Raw genomic sequence first — 19,866 nt, 5'->3', positions numbered from 1 at the left:
CCCCGGCCCCGGGACGTGCGTAAACGGCGATTTCAGTATGTACCGCCCGTCCGGACGCGTGGTCGAATGGCCGGGTAGTCGCTGGCGCCGGGGGCAGGCGGCCGGCCCTGGCGGGGTGCGGGAAATCCCCTCGCGTACGGGCCGGAATTACCTCGTCCTGACAGAACCTGGCAGACCGAGGAAAAAGAGGTAACCGTGGCCGAGCATTTCCTTTCCGCCTATCTCACGCCGCCGGGGCCGGGTGCGGTCTTCTCGGTCCGGCACGACCAGAACGTCGCGCTGTGGCGCCGGGAAGGCGCCGACGTCGAACTGGTCCGGGTCTGGGAATTGGAACGGGTCAGCGGGCAGAAGCACCATTTCTGGCCGTTGTACACGGAGGGCCGCTCCGAGGCCTTCCTGTCCGCGCTGCTGGCGGAGGAGGGTCTGACCCTCGACGACGTCACCGCCACCTGGGGCACCCCCGGGCTGCCGAAGGCGCAGCCGGTGCCCAAGCCGGTCGGCGCGGAGGACTTCCCGCTGCACAGCCTGGCGCACCTGTTCAGCGGCGTGCTGCGGGACGTCCCGCTGTTCCGCGAGGGGCAGATCGTCGGCCTGGCCATCGACGCGCTGCCCGACTACGCGCAGGAGAGCCGCCCCAACCCGTACTGGTACGCGGGCTGCGTGGTCAAGCAGGGTCGGATCACCTTCGAGCCGGTGGAGTCCCCCGGGCCGCTCTACACCGCGGCCGAGACGGTGTTCGGGCTGGAGCCCGGCTCGCTGATGGCGCTCGCCTCCGCCTCCACCGCCGCGATCGAGTTCGACGCCGAGGCCGCGATCGCCGATGTCACCTTCTTCGGCGGCTCGGCGACCCAGCCCTGGAAGGCCGCCCACGACCTGGTGCGCTCGGTGGTGGACGCCGCCGAGGAGCAGCTCGCCGACGCCGAGCTGGACGACTCGCTCAGCCGCGAGGACCACCTGCGCAGCGCGGTGATGAAGGTGATCCAGCGCTGCTGCGAGGGCGTCGCCGTCCGCAACGTGGAACGGCTGCTGGAGGTCGGCGGCCTCCGCGCCGAGGACACCCACCTCGCCACCACCGGCGGCTACGCGCTCAACTGCCCCACCAACACTCTGCTGATGGACCGCTTCGGCTTCCGCGGCCTGGTCACCCCGCCGTGCGCCAACGACTCCGGCCAGGGCATCGGCCTCGGCCTGCTCGGCCTGTACGGGGCCGGCGCGCTCGACGGTTCGGACCTGCGGATCGTCTCCCCGTACTACGGCCGGGACGTCCTGGACACCGAGGAGGCGCTGGCCGAGTTCGCGCCGTGGATCGTCTCGGTCACGGACTTCGAGGACGAGCGCTTCGTCGCCGACGTCTCGGACGGCGTGATCGCCTGGGTGGACGGCCGGGCCGAACTCGGGCCGCGCGCGCTCGGCCACCGCAGCCTGCTCGGCGACCCGCGCTCGCAGAAGGTCAAGGACCTGCTGAACGAGTACAAGCGGCGCCAGTGGTGGCGGCCGGTCGCGCCGATGGTGATGGCCGAGCACGCGGGCGAGTGGTTCGCCTCCGACCGCGAGTCGCCGTACATGCTGGAGGCGGTGCAGGTCCGGCCCGAGGTACGGGAGCTGGTGCCCGCGATCGTCCACCTGGACGGCTCGGCCCGGCACCAGACCGTCACCGCGGAGTCCAACCCGGCGTTGCACCGGGCGCTGGACGCCTTCCGGGCCGCCACCGGGGTGCCGATCCTGTGCAACACCTCGCTCAACGACAAGGCCGAGGCGGTCGTCGACCAGGCCGCGCAGGCGCTCAACTTCTGTGTCCGCAAGGGTGTTCGGGTGCTGTACCTGTGCGGGCGGCGGGTCGAGCTGCGCACCGAACCGGTGCCGGCCGTGGCGGCCCCGACCGAGCCGCGGCCGCGCGCCCTGGAGTACTTCGCCGGGCAGGAGGCGGACCGGGACGCGCTGTGGCAGGGCTGGCTGGACGCCGGCTACACCGTCGAGGGCATGTACCACCTCTCGCGCAGCCACCAGCTGCGGGCCGAGCAGGAGCTGTCCACACCGGAGCGGGTCAACCTGCTGGCCGCCTACCGGGCGAAGGTGGACCCGTCGTTCTCCGGGCTGGTGAACAACTTCCGCCGCACCCACGGGCCGGGCGGCTCCTTCGTCGACCCGTCCACGCTGACCGGGGCGTTCGGGGTGATCAACCCGCTGCGGCGAAACGGCAAGTAGCAGCGGAACCCGGAACGGGTCGGGGGGTAAGGCTTCGAAGCCTTACCCCCCGACCCGTTGTGCTGCTCGAGTACCTAAGCCGCTCGGCGTCGACCCCACCGTCAGTAGCGCGGCTTCCGGGTCAGCGCCAGGCCGCCCAGCAGGAACGCCACCCCGAGCACGCCGGCGACCACCGCGGAGGTGGTGTCGGCGGGCTTCTGGCTGGCGTCCATCACGGCGGTGACCAGGCCGGCGACGGCGCTGATGTAGCAGAAGATGGTGATGAAGATCTTCACCTTGGGGTGCATGGAGGTGTTCCTTTCCGGTGTCCGGTACGGGTGGTGGGTCAGGCGGTTTCCTGCGGTCCGCGGCCCGCGGGTGCGGTCGCGGCGACGGTGAGGCCGAGCAGCATCACCCAGGCGTCGGGGTCCGACCGGAAGCGGTTCCAGCGGTCCGCGGCGAGGGCGAGCTCGGCCAGTGAGAGGACGCCCCGGGCGACCAGCGGCTCCAGGCGCTGCGGGCCGAGCTGGGGGGCGAAGGCGTCGGTGGGGTGGTCGTCGTTGGTGGTGGCGAACGGGCGCAGCACCGGCTGCCCGAACCCGGCCGCGCGCAGCAGCCGGGGCAACCGGCGCCCGATCGAGCGGTCGCCGCCGTCCGCGCGCTGGGCGGCGGCCATCTTGGCGTGCACGCCCGCGAGTTCGGGGTACGAGGGCTCGGCCGCGCCCCACAGCGCGGAGTCCACCTCGGTCACGGCGACCCGGCCGCCCGGGCGCAGCACCCGGCGGACCTCGGCGAGCACCGCGACCGGGTCGGGGACGTGCTGGAGGACGTAGCGCAGCAGCACGAAGTCCACGCTCGCGTCCGGCAGCGGCAGTTCGGCGCCGTCGGCGACCAGCAGGGTCACCCCGGGGCCGGCAGCGTGGGCGAGCAGCTCGCCGTCGATGTCGGCGGCGATCAGGGCGGTGTCGGCGGGCAGCGCGGCGCGCAGCCGACGGGTCACCGCGCCGGGCCCCGCACCGAGCTCGAGCACGGTGCCGCCGGTGGGCAGGCCCAGCTCGCGCAGGATGCGCAGCTCCTCGGGGAAGGAGAGCGCGGCCTGCGCCTCCAGCCGGTCGAGTTCGGCGCCCAGGCCGCCGCCGGTGGTGCGGGCGGGGTCGTACGAGCCGCCGAGCGGGCGCTTCTCGTCGGGGCGTGCGGGAGCGGTGGTCATCGGGGCCTCGCGATCATCGTCATGCCGTGCTTGGGGCGGAGGGTGACCAGGGCCTCGGGTTCGACCGGGAAGCCCTCGACCAGCTCGAGCCGGACCGACTGGAGCAGGGAGGCGAGCACCAGGACGGCCTCCAGCATCGCGAAGTGCTGCCCGACGCAGATCCGGTCCCCGCCGCCGAACGGCAGGTAGAGATGGCTGGGCAGGTCGGCGCCGTCGAAGCGGTCCGGGCGGTACGCGTCCGGCTCGGTCCAGTACTCGGGGTGGCGGTGCAGCACCCACTGGCTGACGCACACCAGGGTGCCGGGTTCGACGTCGTACCCGCCGATGACGTCGGGCCCGGCGGCCCGGCGGGAGATCAGCCAGACCGGCGGGTAGAGCCGCATCGCCTCCTGGATCGCCCGGCGGCAGGCCGGGAGGTCGGCCAGGTCGGCGGCGGTCGGCGGGCGACCGCCGAGCACGCGGTCGACCTCCTCGCGGACCTTGGCCAGCTCCTCGGGGTGGCGGTCGAGCAGGTAGAGCGTCCAGGTCAGGGACTTGGCGGTGGTCTCGTGGCCGGCCATCACGATGGTCAGCACCTGGTCGCGCAGGTCCTCGTCGGAGACCAGGTGGTGGCTGGACATCATGGTGTCCAGCAGGTCGCCGCCGGCTCCCGCGCTGCCGCCGCCTGCGGTGCTGCTGCCCGGGGCGCGGCCTCCCGCGGTGCTGCCGCCGCCCGCGCGGCGGGCGGCGATCAGGGTGCGGGTGACGGTGTTGAGGAAGACCCGGGCGCGGCCGAAGTCGGCGTACCGGCGGGCGGTGTCGGCCGGGTCCGGGTCCGGGGTCGGTACGTAGTGGCCGATGCAGCGGTTGACGGCGTCCACCGCGCGGCCGAAGCCCTCGCCGATGCCGTCGATGTCGGCGCCGAGGATGGCGTGGGTGAGGATGCCCAGGGTGAGCGCCGTGAGGTGCTGGTCCACCTCCAGCGGGGTGCCGGCCTCGACGGAGGGGCGCCAGCGCTCCAGCATCCCGGCGGTGGCGTCGGTGACGATGGTGTCGAAGGTGCGGACGGCGCTGGGGCGGAACGCCGGTGCGGTGAGGTGCCGTTGGCGGGCCCAGTCGGCGCCGTTGCTGGTCAGCAGCCCGTTGCCGAGCAGCGGGCGCAGCATGGCGTCGTCCGGGGTGCCCTCCTTGGTGTAGTTGGCGCCGTTGTCCTTCAGGACGTGCCTGGCGTACTCGGGGCGGTTGAGCAGGTAGACGGTGTCGCCGTCGGCCCGGTGCCGGGTGACGTCGCCGTAGGTGCGGGCCAGGCCGGTGATGAAGTCGAGCGGCGACTCCCTCATCAGCGCCATGTCGACGTCGTCGGCAGGGCCTGGCGGGACGGTGTGCGTAGGCACGGTGCGGACCACCCCCGTGTTTCCTCTCGATGCTCACCCGGGACTTCCGGAATGCGTACGCGATCCCCGAATGCGTACGTACGCATTTCCCGGTACGCATTCGGATGCGTATTCCGATACGTATTCTGATGCGTATTCATGGGTGCGTGACGGCTGAAATCTACCGCACCCGCCGCACGTGCTCAATACTTAGTCCAGGCGTCGGAAGTGAGGTCTTGGCGGCCAATTGCGGCCGTGACATTCTTCATTCGTCGGCGGCGCCGGGAAGCAGGAAGTGCAAAGCACCGGGTGCCCGTCACCAAGTGTTCGGCACCGAGCGCCGAGGTCCGCCGACAATCCGGTAACCAGAGAAAAGGAATATTCTCATGGCTTTGGACCAGAGGAAGCGGGCCGAGTTCGTCAACGGCTACACCCGCGCCCTGATCAGCGCCTGGTCGAGCGAGGAGTACGCGGCCCGCCTGCGTACCGACGCCCGCGCCGCCCTCGCCGAGGCCGGCCTGGAGCTCCCGGCCGACGCCGAGATCGTCATCGTCCAGACTGCCGCCGAGGGCGAGCAGGAGGGCAACCTCGAGGTGCAGGTGGAGCTGTACGAGATCGGTCTGGCGACCGGCCGTTACGAGTTCCACATCCCGGAGACCCCGCAGATCGACACCGCCGAGCTGAGCGAGGGCGACCTGTCGGACATCGCGGCCGGCGGCAACTCCTGCTGCTGCCCGTGCTGCTGCTGCACCTGATCGAGCCGGGAAACCCGCCCGCCGGGCAAGGCGCCCGGCCGGTCGACCTGAGTGCCAGGTCGGCCTGAACACCCCACAGAGGAGCGATCCACAGTGGCGACTGCCGTCGGGGAGCACCCCGTCTCAGTCCGCGGCCTGCGCAAGAGTTACGGCGACTGGCACGCGGTCCAGGGCCTGGATCTGGACATCCACCAGGGTGAGGTCTTCGCCCTGCTCGGGCCGAACGGCGCGGGCAAGACGACGACCGTCGAAATCCTGGAGGGCGTCCGCCAGCGAACCGGCGGTGACGTGCGGGTCCTCGGCTGTGACCCAGCCGAGGACCGGCGCGAGTGGCGCGCCAGGATCGGGGTCGTTCCGCAGACCACCGGCGCCTACTCGGACCTGACGGTCCGTGAGGTGGTCGAGCACTTCGCGGCGTTCTACCCGAACCCGCTCCCGGTCGGCCAGGTCATCGACATGGTCGGACTGGGCAAGCACGAGAAGAAGCAGAGCACGGACCTCTCCGGGGGCCAGGCCCGGCGGCTCGACGTCGCGGTGGGCATCGTCGGCGACCCGGACCTGATCTTCCTCGACGAACCCACCACCGGGTTGGACCCGGTGGCTCGCCGGGAGGCCTGGGACCTGGTCCGCTACTTCTCCGAGCGCGGTCGCACCACCGTGCTCACCACGCACTACCTCGACGAGGCCGAGGCGCTGTGCCAGCGCGCCGCGGTGATCGTCGCCGGCCGGGTGGTCCAGTGCGGGCCGCTGGCCGAGTTCGGCGGCCGATCGCAGACTCCGACCACGGTCTCCTTCCGGATACCGCCGGAGCTGGCCGGCCGCACGCTGCCGTCGTTGCCACCCGGGGCCGAACCGGCCCCGGTGGGCGCGGACGGCGTGCTCAGGATCGGCACCCACGCCCCGACCGCGCTGCTCGCGGCGCTGGTCCCGTGGGCGCACCGGGCGGGCGTCGCCGAGCTGCCCGAACTGCGGGTGCACCGGCCCACGTTGGAGGACGTCTACCTGGACCTGATCCGCGAGAACGTCGACGGTACCGACCGCGGCGCCGACACCACTCAGCTGATCTCCGAGGCGGGCACCCGATGACCCTCACCCAGACCCCCGCTGCCGACGCGGTGACCGCCGGAACGCCCCGGCGCACCGGCCGGATGCCCGGCATCTGGCGGGCCGGCGCGGCCCGCTCCAAGGTCGAGCTGCGCGCCTTCTTCCGCAACAAGCAGTCGCTGGTCTTCACCCTGATGTTCCCGGTGATCCTGCTGGTCGTCTTCGGCTCGATCTTCTCGGGCAAGGTGGCCGGCACCGACACCGACCTCAAGCAGGTGTTCATGGCCGGCATCATCGCCGCCGGCGTGATGAGCACCGCCTTCTCGGGCCTCGCCATCAACATCGCGATCGAGCGGGACACGGGTACGGTGCGCCGGCTCGCGATGACCCCGATGCCCAAGTCGGCGTACTTCGTCGGCAAGCTGGTGCGGGTCATCGTCACCACCGTGCTGGAAGCCGTCCTGCTGATCGGCATCGCCCTGGCCCTGTTCGGGCTGCCGCTGCCCAGCACCCCCGAGCGCTGGTTCACCCTCGGCTGGGACCTCGCCCTCGGCACCGTCGCCTGCGCGATGGCCGGCGCCGCCTACTCGGCGCTGATCCCCAACAGCCGGTCGGCGGCGGCGATCGTCACCCCGGTCTTCATGGTGCTGCAGTTCATCTCCGGCGTGTTCTTCCCGTTCGGCCAGCTGCCCGCCTGGATGCAGACGGTGGCCGCGTTCTTCCCGGTCAAGTGGATGGCCCAGGGCTTCCGCTCGGTCTTCCTGCCGGAGTCCTTCAAGGCCGTGGAACCGGCCGGGAGCTGGGAGCTGGGGCACATCGCGATGGTGCTCGTCGCCTGGTCGCTGGCCGGCCTGGTGCTGACCGCCTTCTCCTTCCGCTGGCGCGGGCCCCGGGTCCGCTGAACTCCAAGGAGCCGGACCCATGACGACGGCGCCGGTGCGCCTGCCGGAGCACCTGATCCACCCGTTCGCCCCCGCCGGGCGGGCGAACCCGCACCCGGCGTACCGGTGGCTCCGGGCCAACGACCCGGTCCACTACGACGCCGCGTCCCGGCTCTGGCTGGTCACCGCCCACGGCGACTGCGCCACGGTCCTGCGCGACCCGCGCTTCTCCGCCGCCCAGGGCCAGCGGGAACGCGCCCGCGACGACGCCCTGCCGCCGTCCATGCTCACCACCGACCCGCCGGACCACCACCGGCTCCGGGCCCCGGGGGCGCTGCTCCTGGGGCCGGCGGCCGTACGGTCCCTCTCCGCCGGTCTGCTGGAGGACGTGGACGCGCTGCTCGACCGGCTGCCGGTGGGCGGCCGGGTCGACGCGGTCGCGGAGATCGGCCGACCGCTCGCCACCGCCGTGTACGCGCGGTTGTTCGGGCTGCCCGCAGGGGAGTCGAAGCGCTTCGAGGCGCTCGCCCGGGCCGCGTCCGTCAACCTCGACCCGATGGTGCCTCCGGCCCGCGCCGCGCTCGGGCGCAGTGCCGCCGGGGCGTTGACCCACTACCTGGACGGGCACGCCTCTTCGGTCGTGGGCCGCACCGACGTCCCGCTGGCCGCCCTGGCCGCCGACGACCGGCTGAGCCGTGCCGAGATGCTCGGCATCCTGAGCCTGGCCGTCATCGGGGGCTGGCAGCCGCTCGCCGAGTTCATCGGCAACGCGCTGCACCTGCTGCTGCCCGACCGGGCGGCGGTGTCCTCTCTGGCAGGAGCCGACGAGGACCTCGCCCGGCTCGCCGTCGACGAGCTGCTGCGCCTGGAGGCGCCGATCCCGTTCACCGCCCGGGTCACCACCGACCGGGTCGAGCTGGGCGGCGGCGTCCTGCCGGCCGGTGCCCGGGTGCTCGCGGTGCTCACCGCGGCCAACCGCGACCCGTCCGTCTTCACCGACCCGGATGAGCTGCGGCTCGACCGCAGCCCCAACCCGCACCTCGGCTTCGGCGGCGGCCCCCACTTCTGCCTGGCCGCGCCGCTGGTCCGGCAGACCGCCGCCCTGCTGCTGCCCCGCCTGGTCCGCCGCTTCCCCGCACTGCGGGGGCCGGACGGCGTGCCGGACTGGGACCAGTGCCTGGTGCCGCGCCGGCTGCGGGCACTCCCGATCGAGCTGGGGGGCTCCGCGTGACTGATGTGATCGTGATCGGCGCCGGAGCGTCCGGCCTGAACTGCGCCCGGCTGGTGTCCCGGGAGGGGCTGTCCGTCGTGGTGTACGAGGCGAGGGAACGGCTCGGCGGGCGGATCCGCACCCACCGGCCGGCCGACGGCGGCCCGCCGCTGGAACTCGGCGCCCAGGTGGTGCACGGGGACCGCAACCCGGTGCACGAGCTGCTCGGCCCCGGCCGCACCCGTGCCGTACCGCGCCGGGTCACCGCCCGGATCGTCGAGGACGGCGCGAACCGGGAGATGGGTGCGCTGAGCTCCGGCCGCCGCGCCCCCTGGCAACTGGAGGCCGTGCTCCAGCGCAGCCCCGGCGTCACCGGGCTGTCCGTCGCCAGCTGGCTGCGCGCCTTCGGCAGTACCGGGGCCGAGGCGGTGGCCGTCCTCGAATGGTTCCGGCAGAACTGGGCCGCCGACCCGGAGGAGCTCAGCGCCGCGGGCATCGCTCGGGCGCACTGCGGGGACACCGTCGGCGAGGGCGAGTTCGCCGTCGAGGGCGGCTTCGACCGGCTGCCGGAGCGGCTGGCGGACGGCCTGGACGTACGGCTCGGGGAGCCCGTCCGAGAGCTGCTGTACGAGCCGGGGCGGGTCACCGTGCGGACGGATGTCGGGGTTTCCTCCGCCCGTGCCGTTGTGATCACCGTCCCCCCGGCGGTTCCGGTCCCCGGGCTGCCCGCGTGGAAGCTGGCGGCCGCCGCCGACCTGCCCGCCGGGGACGGCTACTGCGCGGTGGTCACCCTGGACCGGGTCGCGCCCGACACCATGATCGTGTTCGACGTGGACGGGCACACCGGCTTCACCCGCTGCGCCGCCGGACGGTCCGAGGTGCTGGTGGTCGCCAAGGCCGACGCCGCTGCGTCCCTGCGCACGGCCGGTTCGGAGCTGTCCGCTCTGCTGGCCACGGCGCTGCCCTGGACAGTCGGTGCGGCCGTGCTGGACGTCGAGGTCGCCGACTGGGGCCGGGACCCGTACACCGGAGGGGCGTTCACCGCACCCCGGGCCGGGCTGGAGGGAGCCGCCCGCCGCTGGGCCGAGCCGGTGGACGACACGCTCTTCTTCGCCGGCGAGGCGACCGTCGCGGGCGAGCAACTGCCCTGGGTGCAGGGCGCCCTGGCGAGCGGCGAGCGGGCCGCCGAACAAGTCCTCAAGGCACTTCGATGAACGCGAGCCCCATGACTGTGCACCACGGCTGGTACCTGCTGGCCTTCCGATCCGAACTGGCCGACGAGATCACGCCGTTGGCGATCGGGCCTCGTCGCCTCATCGCCCTCCGGGAGGACGAGCGGCTGCGCGTCCTCGACGCCTCCTGCCCCCACCGGGGAGCCCACCTGGGCTACGGCGGACGCCGCGAAGGCGACTGCGTGGTCTGCCCGTTCCACGGTAAGCGGATCGGCCTCGGGGATTCGTCCAAGCACTGGTCGGTCGCAGAGCACCAGGTGCTGGAGTGGGGCGACGCCGTGTTCGTCCGGCTCTCCGACGACCCGGCGGGCGACCGAGGCTTCGAGCAGTCCCTCAAGGGCTGGAAGACCGACTACCCGCTGGTGGCGGCCGTCAGCCTGCCCGTCGACGTGCCGTCCGAGTACGTGGTGGAGAACGCCTTCGACCCGGACCACTTCAAGGCCGTCCACGGCGTGCCCGGCAACCAGGGGATGGCCACCCGTATCGGTGAACACGGGGAGCTGGTCATCGAGGGCCAGTTCCTGATGCAGGCCTCGCCTTGGCAGGACGCGCGCCGGCTGGAGGAGATCCGCTGGGAGGCGGTTCGTACGGGCCGGGTGCGGTGGGACTTCAAGCCGCGCTTCCACGCCCAGGCGTTCAGCCCGAACGTGGTCGTCACCGAGTTCGGGCCCGAGTCGGAACGACAGGTGATCGTCACCGGTTCGGTACCTTCCGCTGGTGGCGGCTGCACCGCCCGCGTCGCCATCGGCGTCCGCGAGCACCAGCGCGCCGCGCTGCCCGCCCTGCTCGGCGGCAGCGAGAAGGCTCTGGCGGAGGACAAGGTGGTCTGGGAACACCTCGACCACGCCATGACCCCGCGCTACGACGCCCGGGACGCGCCGGTCCTCGCCTTCCGCCGGTTCTGCGCCGACTTCTCCGGAGGCACTGATGCCTGAAGCCCTGCACCTGCGCCGCCGGGGCAGCGGCCCTGCCGTGCTCTGGATCCACGGCTACACCATGGACTCCACCACCTGGCAGCCCCTGTGGGACCGCCTCCCCGGCTGGACCCACATCGGCATCGACCTGCCCGGCCACGGCGGATCCGCCCCGCTCCCCCCGGGGCTGCCGCTCACCGCCCTGGCCGGGCAGCTGGCCGAGGTCGCGAAGGAAACCGGCGCCAGGTCGGTGGTCGCCCTGTCCTTCGGCTCGATGTCCGCCATCCAACTCGCCATCCAGGAGCCGGGGTTGGTCGACAACCTCGTCCTCGCCGCCCCCACCCTCGCCGGCACCCCCAACGAGGACTCCGCCAGGGTTCGCTACCAGCAGCTCTCGATGCTCTACCGCATGGTCGGGCCCGGTGAGCAGCTGGCCGACCTCTGGATGCAGTCCCCGCCCGACATCTTCACCGGCACCCAGCGCCACCCCGCCCTGCGGGCCTCTCTCCGCGAGGTCGTCGCCCGCCACACCTGGGCCGAACTCGGCAACCGCGCCATGGACGCCCTCACCTCCCACAAGCACACTGCCGAGGACCTGCGCCGCATCACCGCCCGCACCCTGGTCGTCCTCGGCGACGAAGACATGCCCGCCTTCGTCCGCAACGCCGAACTCCTACGTGCCACCGTCCCGGCTTGCCAGTTGGAGACCCTGAAGGAGACCGGCCACCTCCCCCTCCTGGAACGCCCCGACGCCAGCGCCGAGCTGATCGCCGCCCACCTGGCCTGAGGCACACCAAAGCGGCCCGCTCCCTACGGTGACAGGGAGCGGGCTGCTCTGGTGCGCCCGTCAGCCGAAGGGCAACACCTGGGTGCTGCCACCGGCCAGGATGTGTGCGTAGTCGCTATCGCGGTTGAGCGAGCGGTAGTTGATCATCGGATCACCGGCCCGCACGCGTGCGGTCGCGCACCCGAGGGACCAGGTCTGCGGCGGCTGCACGTCGAGATCCTCGATCACCGCAGATGCGGAGCACTGCGTACAGGCCGCCATTGGGTCCTCCCCGGCGTCAGATTCAGATGGTGGCGGCGAACGTTACGAACGCCTGCCAGGCGGACGGGTCGAAGGAGAGGTGGGAGCCGGTCTTGTCCTTGGAGTCGCGGACCACCCCAACGCGAAGACCGTCTGGGCCGACTCGACCTCGTCGCCCCCGATGCCACCTGAACCGCACGCCTCGCGGCCCCGGACGCTTCGGACGTTGAGGTCGCAATCGCGCCAGCCGGGGCCCGGCACCGCTGTTGGACTGGTTGCGTGCCCACAACTTCTCTGCTCACATCGCCCGTTGCTGCCCGTACCTCGGTGCGCAGCTGGTTGGCCGTGGTCTCCGTGATGACGGGGATCTTCTCCGTCGTGACCACCGAGATCCTGCCGATCGGCCTGCTCACCCCGATCGGCGACACCTTCCGGATCTCGGACGGCACCGCCGGGCTGATGATGACCCTGCCGGGGATCGTCGCGGCCGTGGCCGCCCCGGTCGTCACGGTCGCCGTTCGGCGGGCCGACCGGCGCCGGGTCCTGTGCGGGCTCATGCTGGCCCTCGCGCTGGCCGATCTCGTCAGTGCGCTCGCGCCCGGCTATTGGGCGGTGCTCGCCGCCCGGATCGTGCTCGGAGTGGTGATCGGCGGGTTCTGGTCGGTCGGGGCCGGACTCGCGCCGCGTCTGGTGGCGGGGGCGGAGTGGCAGGCCCGGGCCAACACGGTGATCTTCTCGGCCGTCCCGCTGGGGTCGGTCCTGGGCGTGCCCGCCGGGGTGCTGCTCGGCCACCTGGCCGGGTGGCGGGCGGCCTTCGCGGCCATGGCGCTGCTGACCCTCGCTGTCTTCGCCGCCCTCGCCGCGACCCTGCCCCCGCTGCCGCCGGAGGCCCCGACCAGGCTCGCCGTTCTGCGGGGGCTGTTGCGCACGCGGTCGGTCCGGGCCGGGTTGGTGGTGACTCTCCTCCTGGTGAGTGCCCACTTCGGCACGTACACCTACGTGACCCCGTTCCTGGAGGACGTCACCCAGGCCGGCCCGGACGCCGTCACCGCGCTCCTGCTGGTGTACGGGGCCGCGGGCGTCGTCGGCAACGTCGTGGGCGGAGTCTGGGCGGCCCGGCGGCGCGCCACCTTCACCCTCGCCATCGGCCTGCTCGCCGCCGCCGTGCTGCTGCTGCCCGCCCTCGGGACCACCTGGCCGGTCGCGGCACTGCTGCTCGCGGCGTGGGGCCTCGCCTACGGCGCCGTCCCGGTCTGTGCGCAGACCTGGTTCGTCCGCGCGGCCCCGCACGCGCAGGAGGCGGCCACCGTCGTCTTCACCTCCTCCTTCCAGGCCACCATCTCGCTCGGTGCCCTGGTCGGCGGTGCGGTCGTCGACGCCTCGTCGCCGTCGACGGTGCTGCTGCTCGGCGGGTGCGTCGCGCTCGTCGCCGCAGCGGTGGCGCACGTTTCCGCAGCTCGGGAACCGTAGAAGAGGAGCAGGAAGTCGGCCCGGCCGACTTCCTGCTCCTCGATACGATGGCTATTCCGCCAGGAAGGTGTCGGTGAAGCTGGTGCCGCTGGAGCCGAGGCCGCTGGTGCGGGCCTCGTAGGTGCCGTTGGCGCTGGGGTCGAGGGCGACCGGGCTGAAGGACCCGAGGGACTTGCCGTTGACCGTCGCCGAGGTGAAGCTCAGCGTGCCGAAGTCGGGGTAGGAGCCGGTCGGCGACTCGATGATGACCTCGGCGCTGGTCCGTTGTGCGGAGACGGACTTGGTCGTGGTGTAGGTCCAGCCCTGCGAGGAGTCGGTGAGCTTGAGGGTGTAACGGTTGCTCCCGGCGTAGGTGACCGAGGCGCTGATGTGGTCGCCGGCCGAGACCGGGTAGGAGCTGAGGCTCAGGTAGACCGGGTTCGCCGGGTACATCTCGTACCAGGCCTGGTTCACCGGGCTGCCGCTGGAGCAGTCGGTCGCGACGCCGGTCTGTTCCACGGAGGACGAGCCGTACCCGTCGATGCCGACCCAGGGGGCGTAGAGGTCGTTGGTGGAGTTGCAGACCGCGTCCGGTTCGGTCCAGGAGGCCGAGACCGAGGTGAAGCCGCTGCCGGTGGCGGCGTAGCCGCCCCAGTTGTAGCCGTTGGTGTTGTACGCGAGGGGGCGGAACGCCAGGCTCTGGGCGGCCGCCGCGGTGCTCGGTGCCGCGGGGGCGGCGAGTGTGGTGGCGGCCGCCGCGAGGGTGGCGAGGCGTATGACGAAATTGCGCATGTCGGCTCCTTCGTTGGGGGCGAGCAGGAGGTGCACGCGCCAGCCCGGCCGTTGGGGTCGGCCGTTGAGGGGTGGCAGTACAGAGTTGCCGACTGTCATGAGCGGGGCAAGACCACACGGACATTGTTGAGGCGTCAATTGCCTTAGCGCGACCAAGAATTGACCGAACTCATGAAGGCCCCGTCTTCCCAGGACGGGGGCCTTCATGCTCCACTGTGCTCAGGTCACCCGTACCGGCCGGACCTCGACCAGGTCGCCCGGCGCCGCGGGCATCCAGCGCGCCCACGACACGGCCTCCGCCTCGTCCGCGACGTCGATGACCCACAGCCCGCCCAGGTGCTCGTGCCCCTCCCGGTACGGCCCGTCCGAGACCGGCGCCTCGGAGCCGCCGCCGGGCACCACCAGCCGGGCGCTGCAGCTGCGGCGCAGCCCGGCGCCGTAGCGGACGGTGACCCCGGCCTCGTGCAGCGCGCGCCCGAACCGCACGTGGGCGGCGTCGAGTTCGGCCTGTTCGGCCTCGCTCAGTCCGTTCCAGACCCGCTCGTCGCCGTGAATGAGCAGGGTGTATTCCATCGTTCTCTCTTCTTCCGTCTACCCGTCCACCGGCTACATCTGCCGGTGCGCCAGCCGGGCGAACAGCCCGTCCCGGTCGGCCAACAACTCCTCGTAGCGGCCCTGTTGAACCACCCGGCCCTGGTCCATCACGATGATCCGGTCGGCTTCGGCCACCGTCGACAGCCGGTGGGCGATGACCACCCGGGTCGCGTTGAGCCGGCGGGTGGATTCGGTGACGAGGCGCTGGGTGGGGTTGTCCAGGGCGCTGGTCGCCTCGTCGAAGAAGACGATGCGGGGCCGGGAGACGAGCGCGCGGGCGATCATCAGGCGTTGCCGCTGGCCGCCGCTGAGGGTGCTGGTGCCTTCGGAGAGCACGGTGTTCATGCCCATCGGCATGGCCGCGATGTCCTTGTCGATGCCGGCCATCTCGGCGGCGGCCCAGGCGTCGTCGAGGGTGTGGTTGGTGGAGCCGACGATGTTGGCCTTGATGTCCCCGGCGAGCAGTGCGCCGTTCTGCAGCACCACCCCGCACTGGCGGCGGACCGCCGAGACCTCCAGCTCGCCGAGGTCCTGGCCGTCGTACAGCACCGTGCCGCTCTCCGGGCGTTCGAAGCCGAGCAGCAGACGCAGCACGGTGGACTTGCCGCTGCCGGAGGGGCCGACGATCGCCACGAACTCGCCGGGTTCGATGCTGAGCGTGACGTCCTGGAGGGCCGCCGGGCCGTCCTCGCCGTAGCGGAAGGTGACGTGGCTTAGGCCGAGGCGGCCGGAGAGGTCGCCGGGGTCGGCCTTGGTGTCGTCGACCTCGGGCTTCTCCTCCAGGATCGGCCGCAGCCGTTCCAGCATCGGTACGACGCCCATCGCGGTGACGGCCGCCGAGGTGAACTGGAGGCTGGAGGCGATCAGCAGGTTGAAGGCGGTGAAGAAGGAGAGGAAGACGGGGATCGGAACGTCGCCGTCCAGCGGTCCGGCGATGACGCCGAAGATGACCACCGAGCACACCAGCGGGAAACCGGCGTTGAAGGTGGTGACGGCGTTCTGCACCCGGCGCGAGGAGGCGGCCAGGCCGCGGCCCTTGCCGAGTTCGGCGGCCCACACCCCGAACACCCGGTCCTCGGCCGCGGTGACGCGCAACTTGGGTACGGCGGTGAGCAGTTGGAAGACCCGGGCGGACATCGCCTGCTCGTGGGCGTACAGCCGGCGCTGCCAGCGGACCTCCAGCCGTCCGGCGGCCAGGCCCACCCCGACGCCGACCAGCACCAGCAGAGTGGCCAGCCCGGCCAGCCGCAGGTCGTAGAAGTAGACCAGCACCAGGTTGGCGAGACCGGTCAGCAGCCCGAGGGTCGCCGTGGTCATCATCCCGGAGAGGGTCTCCTGGGCGGCGCTGACGCCGAGCACCGTGGTGCCGAGCTCACCGGTGGAGTAGTTGGCGAAGAACGGCGCGGGCAGCGACAGCAGCCTGGTCCAGACGCCGACCTGCATGGCGGCGGTGGAGCGGCTCTCGATCCGCAGTACCGCGATGTTCTGCACGATGGACAGCGCGGCCACCGCCATCGCGGAGCCGATCACCACCAGCGCGCCCTCGGTGATCAGGTTGCGCTGGGCGTGGGCGACGAAGGTGCCGAGCACCTCGCCGGTCATCACCGGGACGAGCAGGCCGATCAGTGCGACGAGGGCGGCCATGCCGGTGAACATCCACAGGTCCTGCCGGTTGTTGCGCAGGCCGAAGCGGAGCAGCCCGGCGACGGTGCGGACGGCCGCGGGCAGCGGCCGGTACAGCACGGTGGCCTTGTTCTGCAGTTCGGCGGCGAGCTTCGGGGTCAGCGGGGTGACCTTGCCGCCCTCGGCCAGTACGTAGCCGTTGCCCAGCGGGAGCAGTGCGACCGGGGCGCCGGCCTTGCGGTAGCCGACCATCGCGCCGAGGTCGTTCTGCCACCACCTGCCGTCCAGCCGGACGGATCGGGTGCGCACGTGGGAGGCCAGCGCGATGGCCTGGAGCCGGTCGAGCCGGCGGTCGTGGCCGCTGCCCGCCACCGGGGCGGTGACGCTGAACCCCTCGTGCGCGGCGACCAGCCGGGCGGCGGCCAGAGTCGGTTCGTCGCCGGTGGCGTCGCCGATCCGCAGCCGGGAGGCGGTGTCGCGCAGGATGGTCTCGAAGCCGCGGGCGGAGTCGGCGAGGGTGCCGGCGTCGCGTTCCCGGCGGGTGGCGATCTGCGCGGTCTCGGCGGTGCGGCGGCCCTCGATCCGGCGGTCCACGGCGTCCAGCAGCCGCCCGCAGTGGGCGGCGAGGCGCTCCCACAGGCCGCCCCGGTCGAGGAGTTCGCGCGGGGAGCGGGCCCGTACGGTGGCCGGGCCGGTCGCGACCAGCCAGTCCCGCTCGGTCAGGCAGACCTCGGCGCCCTCGGTGAACTCGCCCGCGCCCTCGGGTGCCTCGACGGTGCCCTCCTCGACCCGCACCCACTGCAGGCCGTCCACGGAGCGCAGGGCCTGGCCCTTCTTGAGGACGGTCGGCTCCGCCGGGTCGAGCGGGGTGAACTCGCGCGGCGGGAGGGTGTCGCGCAGCGCGCCGGCCAGCGCGGTGAGGCCGCGGGCCAGCCCGGCGAGGAACTGCTCGGAGGCGGCAGAGGCGGCAGGGGCGGCGCCGGAAGCACCGCCGGAAGCACCGCCGGAAGCACCGCCGGACAGTCCCTCGACCCGGGAGGTGGCGAGGTGGGACAGTTCGGCGCCGAGCACCGGCCGGGCGACGATGCCGCGGCGCGCCCCGGCCGCCGCCGTGCCGGGCACCAGCGTGCCCGCCTCGATCCGGCAGAGGAAGTGCCAACGGCCCTGGGGCGTGCCGGAGTCGAGCCGGACGGCGAACAGGTCGACGGCGCCGGACCGGACCAGCAGCATCCGCCCGGGGTCGTCGAGCACGAGGTAGCGCTCACCCGCGGGCTCGGCTGCCTCGGCTGCCTCGGTGAGGAACGGCGAGAAGACCTCCACGGCAAGACTCACAGTTCGTCCTCCTCCTCGCGGCGCGCGGACTCGATGAGCGCGGTGTAGTGGCCGCCGAGCGCCAACAGCTCGTCGTGGGTGCCGCGTTCGACGATCGAGCCCTCGTGGAGCACGATGATCTCGTCGGCGTCGCGGACGGTGGAGAGCCGGTGCGCGATGATCAGGCAGGCGCAGCCCCGGCGGCGCAGATTGTCCATGATCACCCGCTCGGTCTCCGGGTCGAGTGCGCTGGTCGCCTCGTCCAGCACCAGCAGGGTCGGCTCGCTGGCCAACGCCCGCGCCAGTTCGAGTCGTTGGCGCTGGCCGCCGCTGAAGTTGCGGCCGCCCTCCAGGACCGGGCTGTGGATGCCGCCGGGCCGGGTCATCACGGTGTCGAAGACGGCGGCGTCGCGCAGCGCGGCGGTGACGGCCTCGTCCGGGACGTCGTCGTTCCAGAGCGTCAGGTTGTCCCGGACGGTTCCTTCGAACAGCGAGATGTCCTGGTCGACGTAGGCCAGCGAGGAGGCCAGGACGGTGCGGGAGATTTCCTCGCGCGGCCGCCCGTCCAGCAGGATCCGGCCGGACCACGGGGTGTAGAGGCCGGTGAGCAGCCGCCCCAGGGTGGACTTGCCGCTGCCGGAGCCGCCGACCACGGCGATCCGGCGGCCGGGGACGACGGTCAGGCTGAGGTCCTTGATGATCGGCTCGGAGAGCGGGCTGTAGCCGAAGCGGACGTCCTCGAACTCCAGGGTGCCGTCCAGCTTGGGCCCGGCCGGCGGTTCGGGGCGGGCGAAGGCGGCGGCGACCGGGTAGCGCTCGACGTCGTACAGCCGCTTGATGTCGGCGGTGACGTCCTGGAGCCGCCCGCCCAGGTTGGTGAGCTGGGTGACGGGCCGGCTGAGCGCGGCCAGCAGGGTCTGGAAGGAGACCAGGATGCCGACGCTCATCGCGCCGTCCACCACCCGCTGGCCGCCGACCAGCAGGATCAGCCCGCTGTTCAGCGCGGCCAGCATCGGCGGCACCACGGTGAGCACGGCGCTGGGGATGCCCAGCTTCTGCTTGGCGGTGACGACCTTGGCCAGGAACCCGGCCCAGCGGCCGAAGGCGTCCTGCTCGGCGCCGGTGGCCTTGACGGTCTCGATCAGCGACAGCGTGGTGAAGGTGGTCGCGGTGAGGTTGCCGCGGTCGGTGCGCAGCGCGGCGACGGCGTCGGTGCGGGCCCGGGCGACGGCCTGCAGCACGACCACGTTGAGCAGCGCCATGCCGACGCCGACCACCCCGAGCAGGATGTCGTAGCGGATCAGCACGGCCGCGTAGAACAGCACCAGGCCGAGGTTGATCACGGTGAGCGCGAGGTCGCGGGAGAGGATCTCGGCGACCACGTCGTTGCCGGACACCCGCTTGGCGACCTCGGCCGGGCGGCGCTGCAGGAAGAAGTCGACCGGCAGCCGCAGCAGGTGCCGGAAGAACCGGGCGGAGCTGACCAGCCCCATCCGGATCTCGATCCGCAGCAGGTAGTGCCGCTGGACGGAGGTCAGCACGAACACGACCACGGCGGTGGCGGTCATGGCGGCCAGCAGCGGGAGGAGGTAGCCGCTCCCGCTGCCGGCCAGCACGCGGTCGATGAACACCCGGGTGTACGCGGGGACCGCGATGCCGGGCAGCACCAGCAGCAGGCTGGCGAGCAGCACCAGCGGCATGGCGCGCCCGGTGGGCAGCCGGCGTTCCAGCAGGGCGCGGCCGATGCCGCCCTTGTCGCCGCCGGGCTGGAAGTCGGGGCCCTTCTCGAAGGAGAGCACGATGCCGGTGAAGCCGGAGTCGAACTCCTCCCACTCCATCAGCCGGGGGCCGCTGGCCGGGTCGTTGACGGCGACGACGGTGCGGCCGTACCGGGTGCGGACGCCCTCGACCACCATGAAGTGCTGGAACGCCCAGAAGATGATCACCGGGCCGTCGAGGTCGCGGAGCTTCTCGGCCTCGGTCTGGTAGCCGCGGGCGGTGAGCCCGTACGTACGGGCGGCGTTCAGCAGGGTGGAGGCGCGGGCGCCGTCGCGGGAGACGCCGCAGACGCCGCGCAGGTCCTCCAGCGGGACCCAACGGCCGTGGTAGGCGAGGATCATGGCGAGGCTGGCGGCGCCGCACTCGACCGACTCCATCTGCAGGACGGTCGGGACGGCGTGCCGCCAGCGCCGCGGCGCGGCCGCCCGGGTGGGGCGGCCGCGGCGGGGCTTCTTCTGCTTCTCCTCCGGGGAGACGGAGGTGGTCTCCGGGATCGTGGCTGTCATCGG

At 72.5% G+C, this 19,866-nt stretch carries 18 protein-coding genes; 9 read left to right on the top strand and 9 right to left on the bottom strand.

The window, feature by feature from the left end:
* The first annotated feature begins 195 nt into the window (after positions 1-195).
* Positions 196-2,205, top strand: a complete 2,010-nt coding sequence (locus BOQ63_RS22280) for a carbamoyltransferase C-terminal domain-containing protein (RefSeq protein ID WP_051747224.1) — start codon at positions 196-198, stop codon at positions 2,203-2,205.
* 101 nt (positions 2,206-2,306) lie between these two features.
* Here BOQ63_RS22280 and BOQ63_RS22275 read toward each other — a convergent pair whose 3' ends face one another.
* Genes BOQ63_RS22275 through BOQ63_RS22265 form a run of 3 tightly spaced genes read right to left on the bottom strand, consistent with a single transcriptional unit; the run spans position 2,307 to position 4,767 of the window.
* On the bottom strand, positions 2,307-2,492 hold the full coding sequence (locus BOQ63_RS22275) for a hypothetical protein (protein WP_030289436.1): 186 nt from the start codon (positions 2,490-2,492) through the stop codon (positions 2,307-2,309).
* A gap of 38 nt (positions 2,493-2,530) precedes the next feature.
* Positions 2,531-3,394 (bottom strand): class I SAM-dependent methyltransferase, encoded by an 864-nt coding sequence (locus BOQ63_RS22270; protein WP_030289435.1) that lies wholly within the window; start codon positions 3,392-3,394, stop codon positions 2,531-2,533.
* Positions 3,391-4,767, bottom strand: coding sequence for a cytochrome P450 (locus tag BOQ63_RS22265; RefSeq protein WP_141763798.1), 1,377 nt, complete (start codon positions 4,765-4,767; stop codon positions 3,391-3,393). The genes BOQ63_RS22270 and BOQ63_RS22265 overlap by 4 nt, the downstream gene beginning before the upstream one ends.
* Before the next feature lie 365 nt (positions 4,768-5,132).
* On the opposite strand from BOQ63_RS22265, the gene BOQ63_RS22260 reads away from it, so the two are divergent.
* The 7 genes from BOQ63_RS22260 to BOQ63_RS22230 all read left to right on the top strand — a co-directional run bounded on the left by BOQ63_RS22260 (position 5,133) and on the right by BOQ63_RS22230 (position 11,569).
* On the top strand, positions 5,133-5,501 hold the full coding sequence (locus BOQ63_RS22260; RefSeq protein ID WP_223886012.1) for a hypothetical protein: 369 nt from the start codon (positions 5,133-5,135) through the stop codon (positions 5,499-5,501).
* 93 nt (positions 5,502-5,594) lie between these two features.
* Positions 5,595-6,587: an ABC transporter ATP-binding protein gene (locus BOQ63_RS22255; protein WP_046385443.1), complete on the top strand. Its 993-nt coding sequence runs from the start codon at positions 5,595-5,597 to the stop codon at positions 6,585-6,587.
* Entirely contained in the window at positions 6,584-7,447 is an 864-nt protein-coding gene (locus BOQ63_RS22250; protein WP_078867625.1) for an ABC transporter permease, read from the top strand. The genes BOQ63_RS22255 and BOQ63_RS22250 overlap by 4 nt, the downstream gene beginning before the upstream one ends.
* A 19-nt stretch (positions 7,448-7,466) precedes the next feature.
* On the top strand, positions 7,467-8,657 hold the full coding sequence (locus tag BOQ63_RS22245; RefSeq protein ID WP_050366651.1) for a cytochrome P450: 1,191 nt from the start codon (positions 7,467-7,469) through the stop codon (positions 8,655-8,657).
* Positions 8,654-9,850, top strand: coding sequence for a flavin monoamine oxidase family protein (locus BOQ63_RS22240; protein WP_072654847.1), 1,197 nt, complete (start codon positions 8,654-8,656; stop codon positions 9,848-9,850). The genes BOQ63_RS22245 and BOQ63_RS22240 overlap by 4 nt, the downstream gene beginning before the upstream one ends.
* A gap of 11 nt (positions 9,851-9,861) precedes the next feature.
* Positions 9,862-10,803, top strand: coding sequence for a Rieske 2Fe-2S domain-containing protein (locus tag BOQ63_RS22235; protein ID WP_072654846.1), 942 nt, complete (start codon positions 9,862-9,864; stop codon positions 10,801-10,803).
* Positions 10,796-11,569, top strand: coding sequence for an alpha/beta fold hydrolase (locus tag BOQ63_RS22230; RefSeq protein WP_072654845.1), 774 nt, complete (start codon positions 10,796-10,798; stop codon positions 11,567-11,569). The genes BOQ63_RS22235 and BOQ63_RS22230 overlap by 8 nt, the downstream gene beginning before the upstream one ends.
* Positions 11,570-11,629: 60 nt before the next feature.
* Here the strand turns inward: BOQ63_RS22230 and BOQ63_RS22225 are convergent, their stop codons facing one another.
* Together BOQ63_RS22225 and BOQ63_RS22220 are read right to left on the bottom strand one after the other, a co-directional pair.
* Complete coding sequence (locus tag BOQ63_RS22225) at positions 11,630-11,797, bottom strand: hypothetical protein (RefSeq protein WP_157846583.1); 168 nt, start codon at positions 11,795-11,797, stop codon at positions 11,630-11,632.
* 55 nt (positions 11,798-11,852) lie between these two features.
* Positions 11,853-11,945 carry a DUF397 domain-containing protein gene (locus BOQ63_RS22220; protein ID WP_072654844.1) on the bottom strand — a complete coding sequence of 31 codons (93 nt, stop codon included), beginning with the start codon at positions 11,943-11,945 and terminating at the stop codon, positions 11,853-11,855.
* 143 nt (positions 11,946-12,088) lie between these two features.
* On the opposite strand from BOQ63_RS22220, the gene BOQ63_RS22215 reads away from it, so the two are divergent.
* Entirely contained in the window at positions 12,089-13,279 is a 1,191-nt protein-coding gene (locus BOQ63_RS22215) for an MFS transporter (protein WP_223886011.1), read from the top strand.
* Positions 13,280-13,330: 51 nt separating this feature from the next.
* Here the strand turns inward: BOQ63_RS22215 and BOQ63_RS22210 are convergent, their stop codons facing one another.
* The 4 genes from BOQ63_RS22210 to BOQ63_RS22195 form a co-directional block, all read right to left on the bottom strand.
* Entirely contained in the window at positions 13,331-14,050 is a 720-nt protein-coding gene (locus BOQ63_RS22210; RefSeq protein ID WP_030289808.1) for a G1 family glutamic endopeptidase, read from the bottom strand.
* Positions 14,051-14,269: 219 nt separating this feature from the next.
* Positions 14,270-14,623, bottom strand: coding sequence for a YciI family protein (locus BOQ63_RS22205; RefSeq protein WP_030289807.1), 354 nt, complete (start codon positions 14,621-14,623; stop codon positions 14,270-14,272).
* Between the two features lie 33 nt (positions 14,624-14,656).
* Positions 14,657-17,599, bottom strand: a complete 2,943-nt coding sequence (locus BOQ63_RS22200; RefSeq protein ID WP_141763796.1) for an NHLP bacteriocin export ABC transporter permease/ATPase subunit — start codon at positions 17,597-17,599, stop codon at positions 14,657-14,659.
* Positions 17,596-19,863, bottom strand: a complete 2,268-nt coding sequence (locus tag BOQ63_RS22195) for an NHLP family bacteriocin export ABC transporter peptidase/permease/ATPase subunit (RefSeq protein WP_046385445.1) — start codon at positions 19,861-19,863, stop codon at positions 17,596-17,598. The genes BOQ63_RS22200 and BOQ63_RS22195 overlap by 4 nt, the downstream gene beginning before the upstream one ends.
* Positions 19,864-19,866 lie beyond the last annotated feature (3 nt).

The organism is Streptomyces viridifaciens, assembly GCF_001888885.2.
Classification (GTDB): Bacteria; Actinomycetota; Actinomycetes; order Streptomycetales; family Streptomycetaceae; genus Kitasatospora; species Kitasatospora aureofaciens.
Note: the sequence above shows the minus strand (reverse complement) of the source record. Positions and strands in the feature narration are given on the sequence as shown.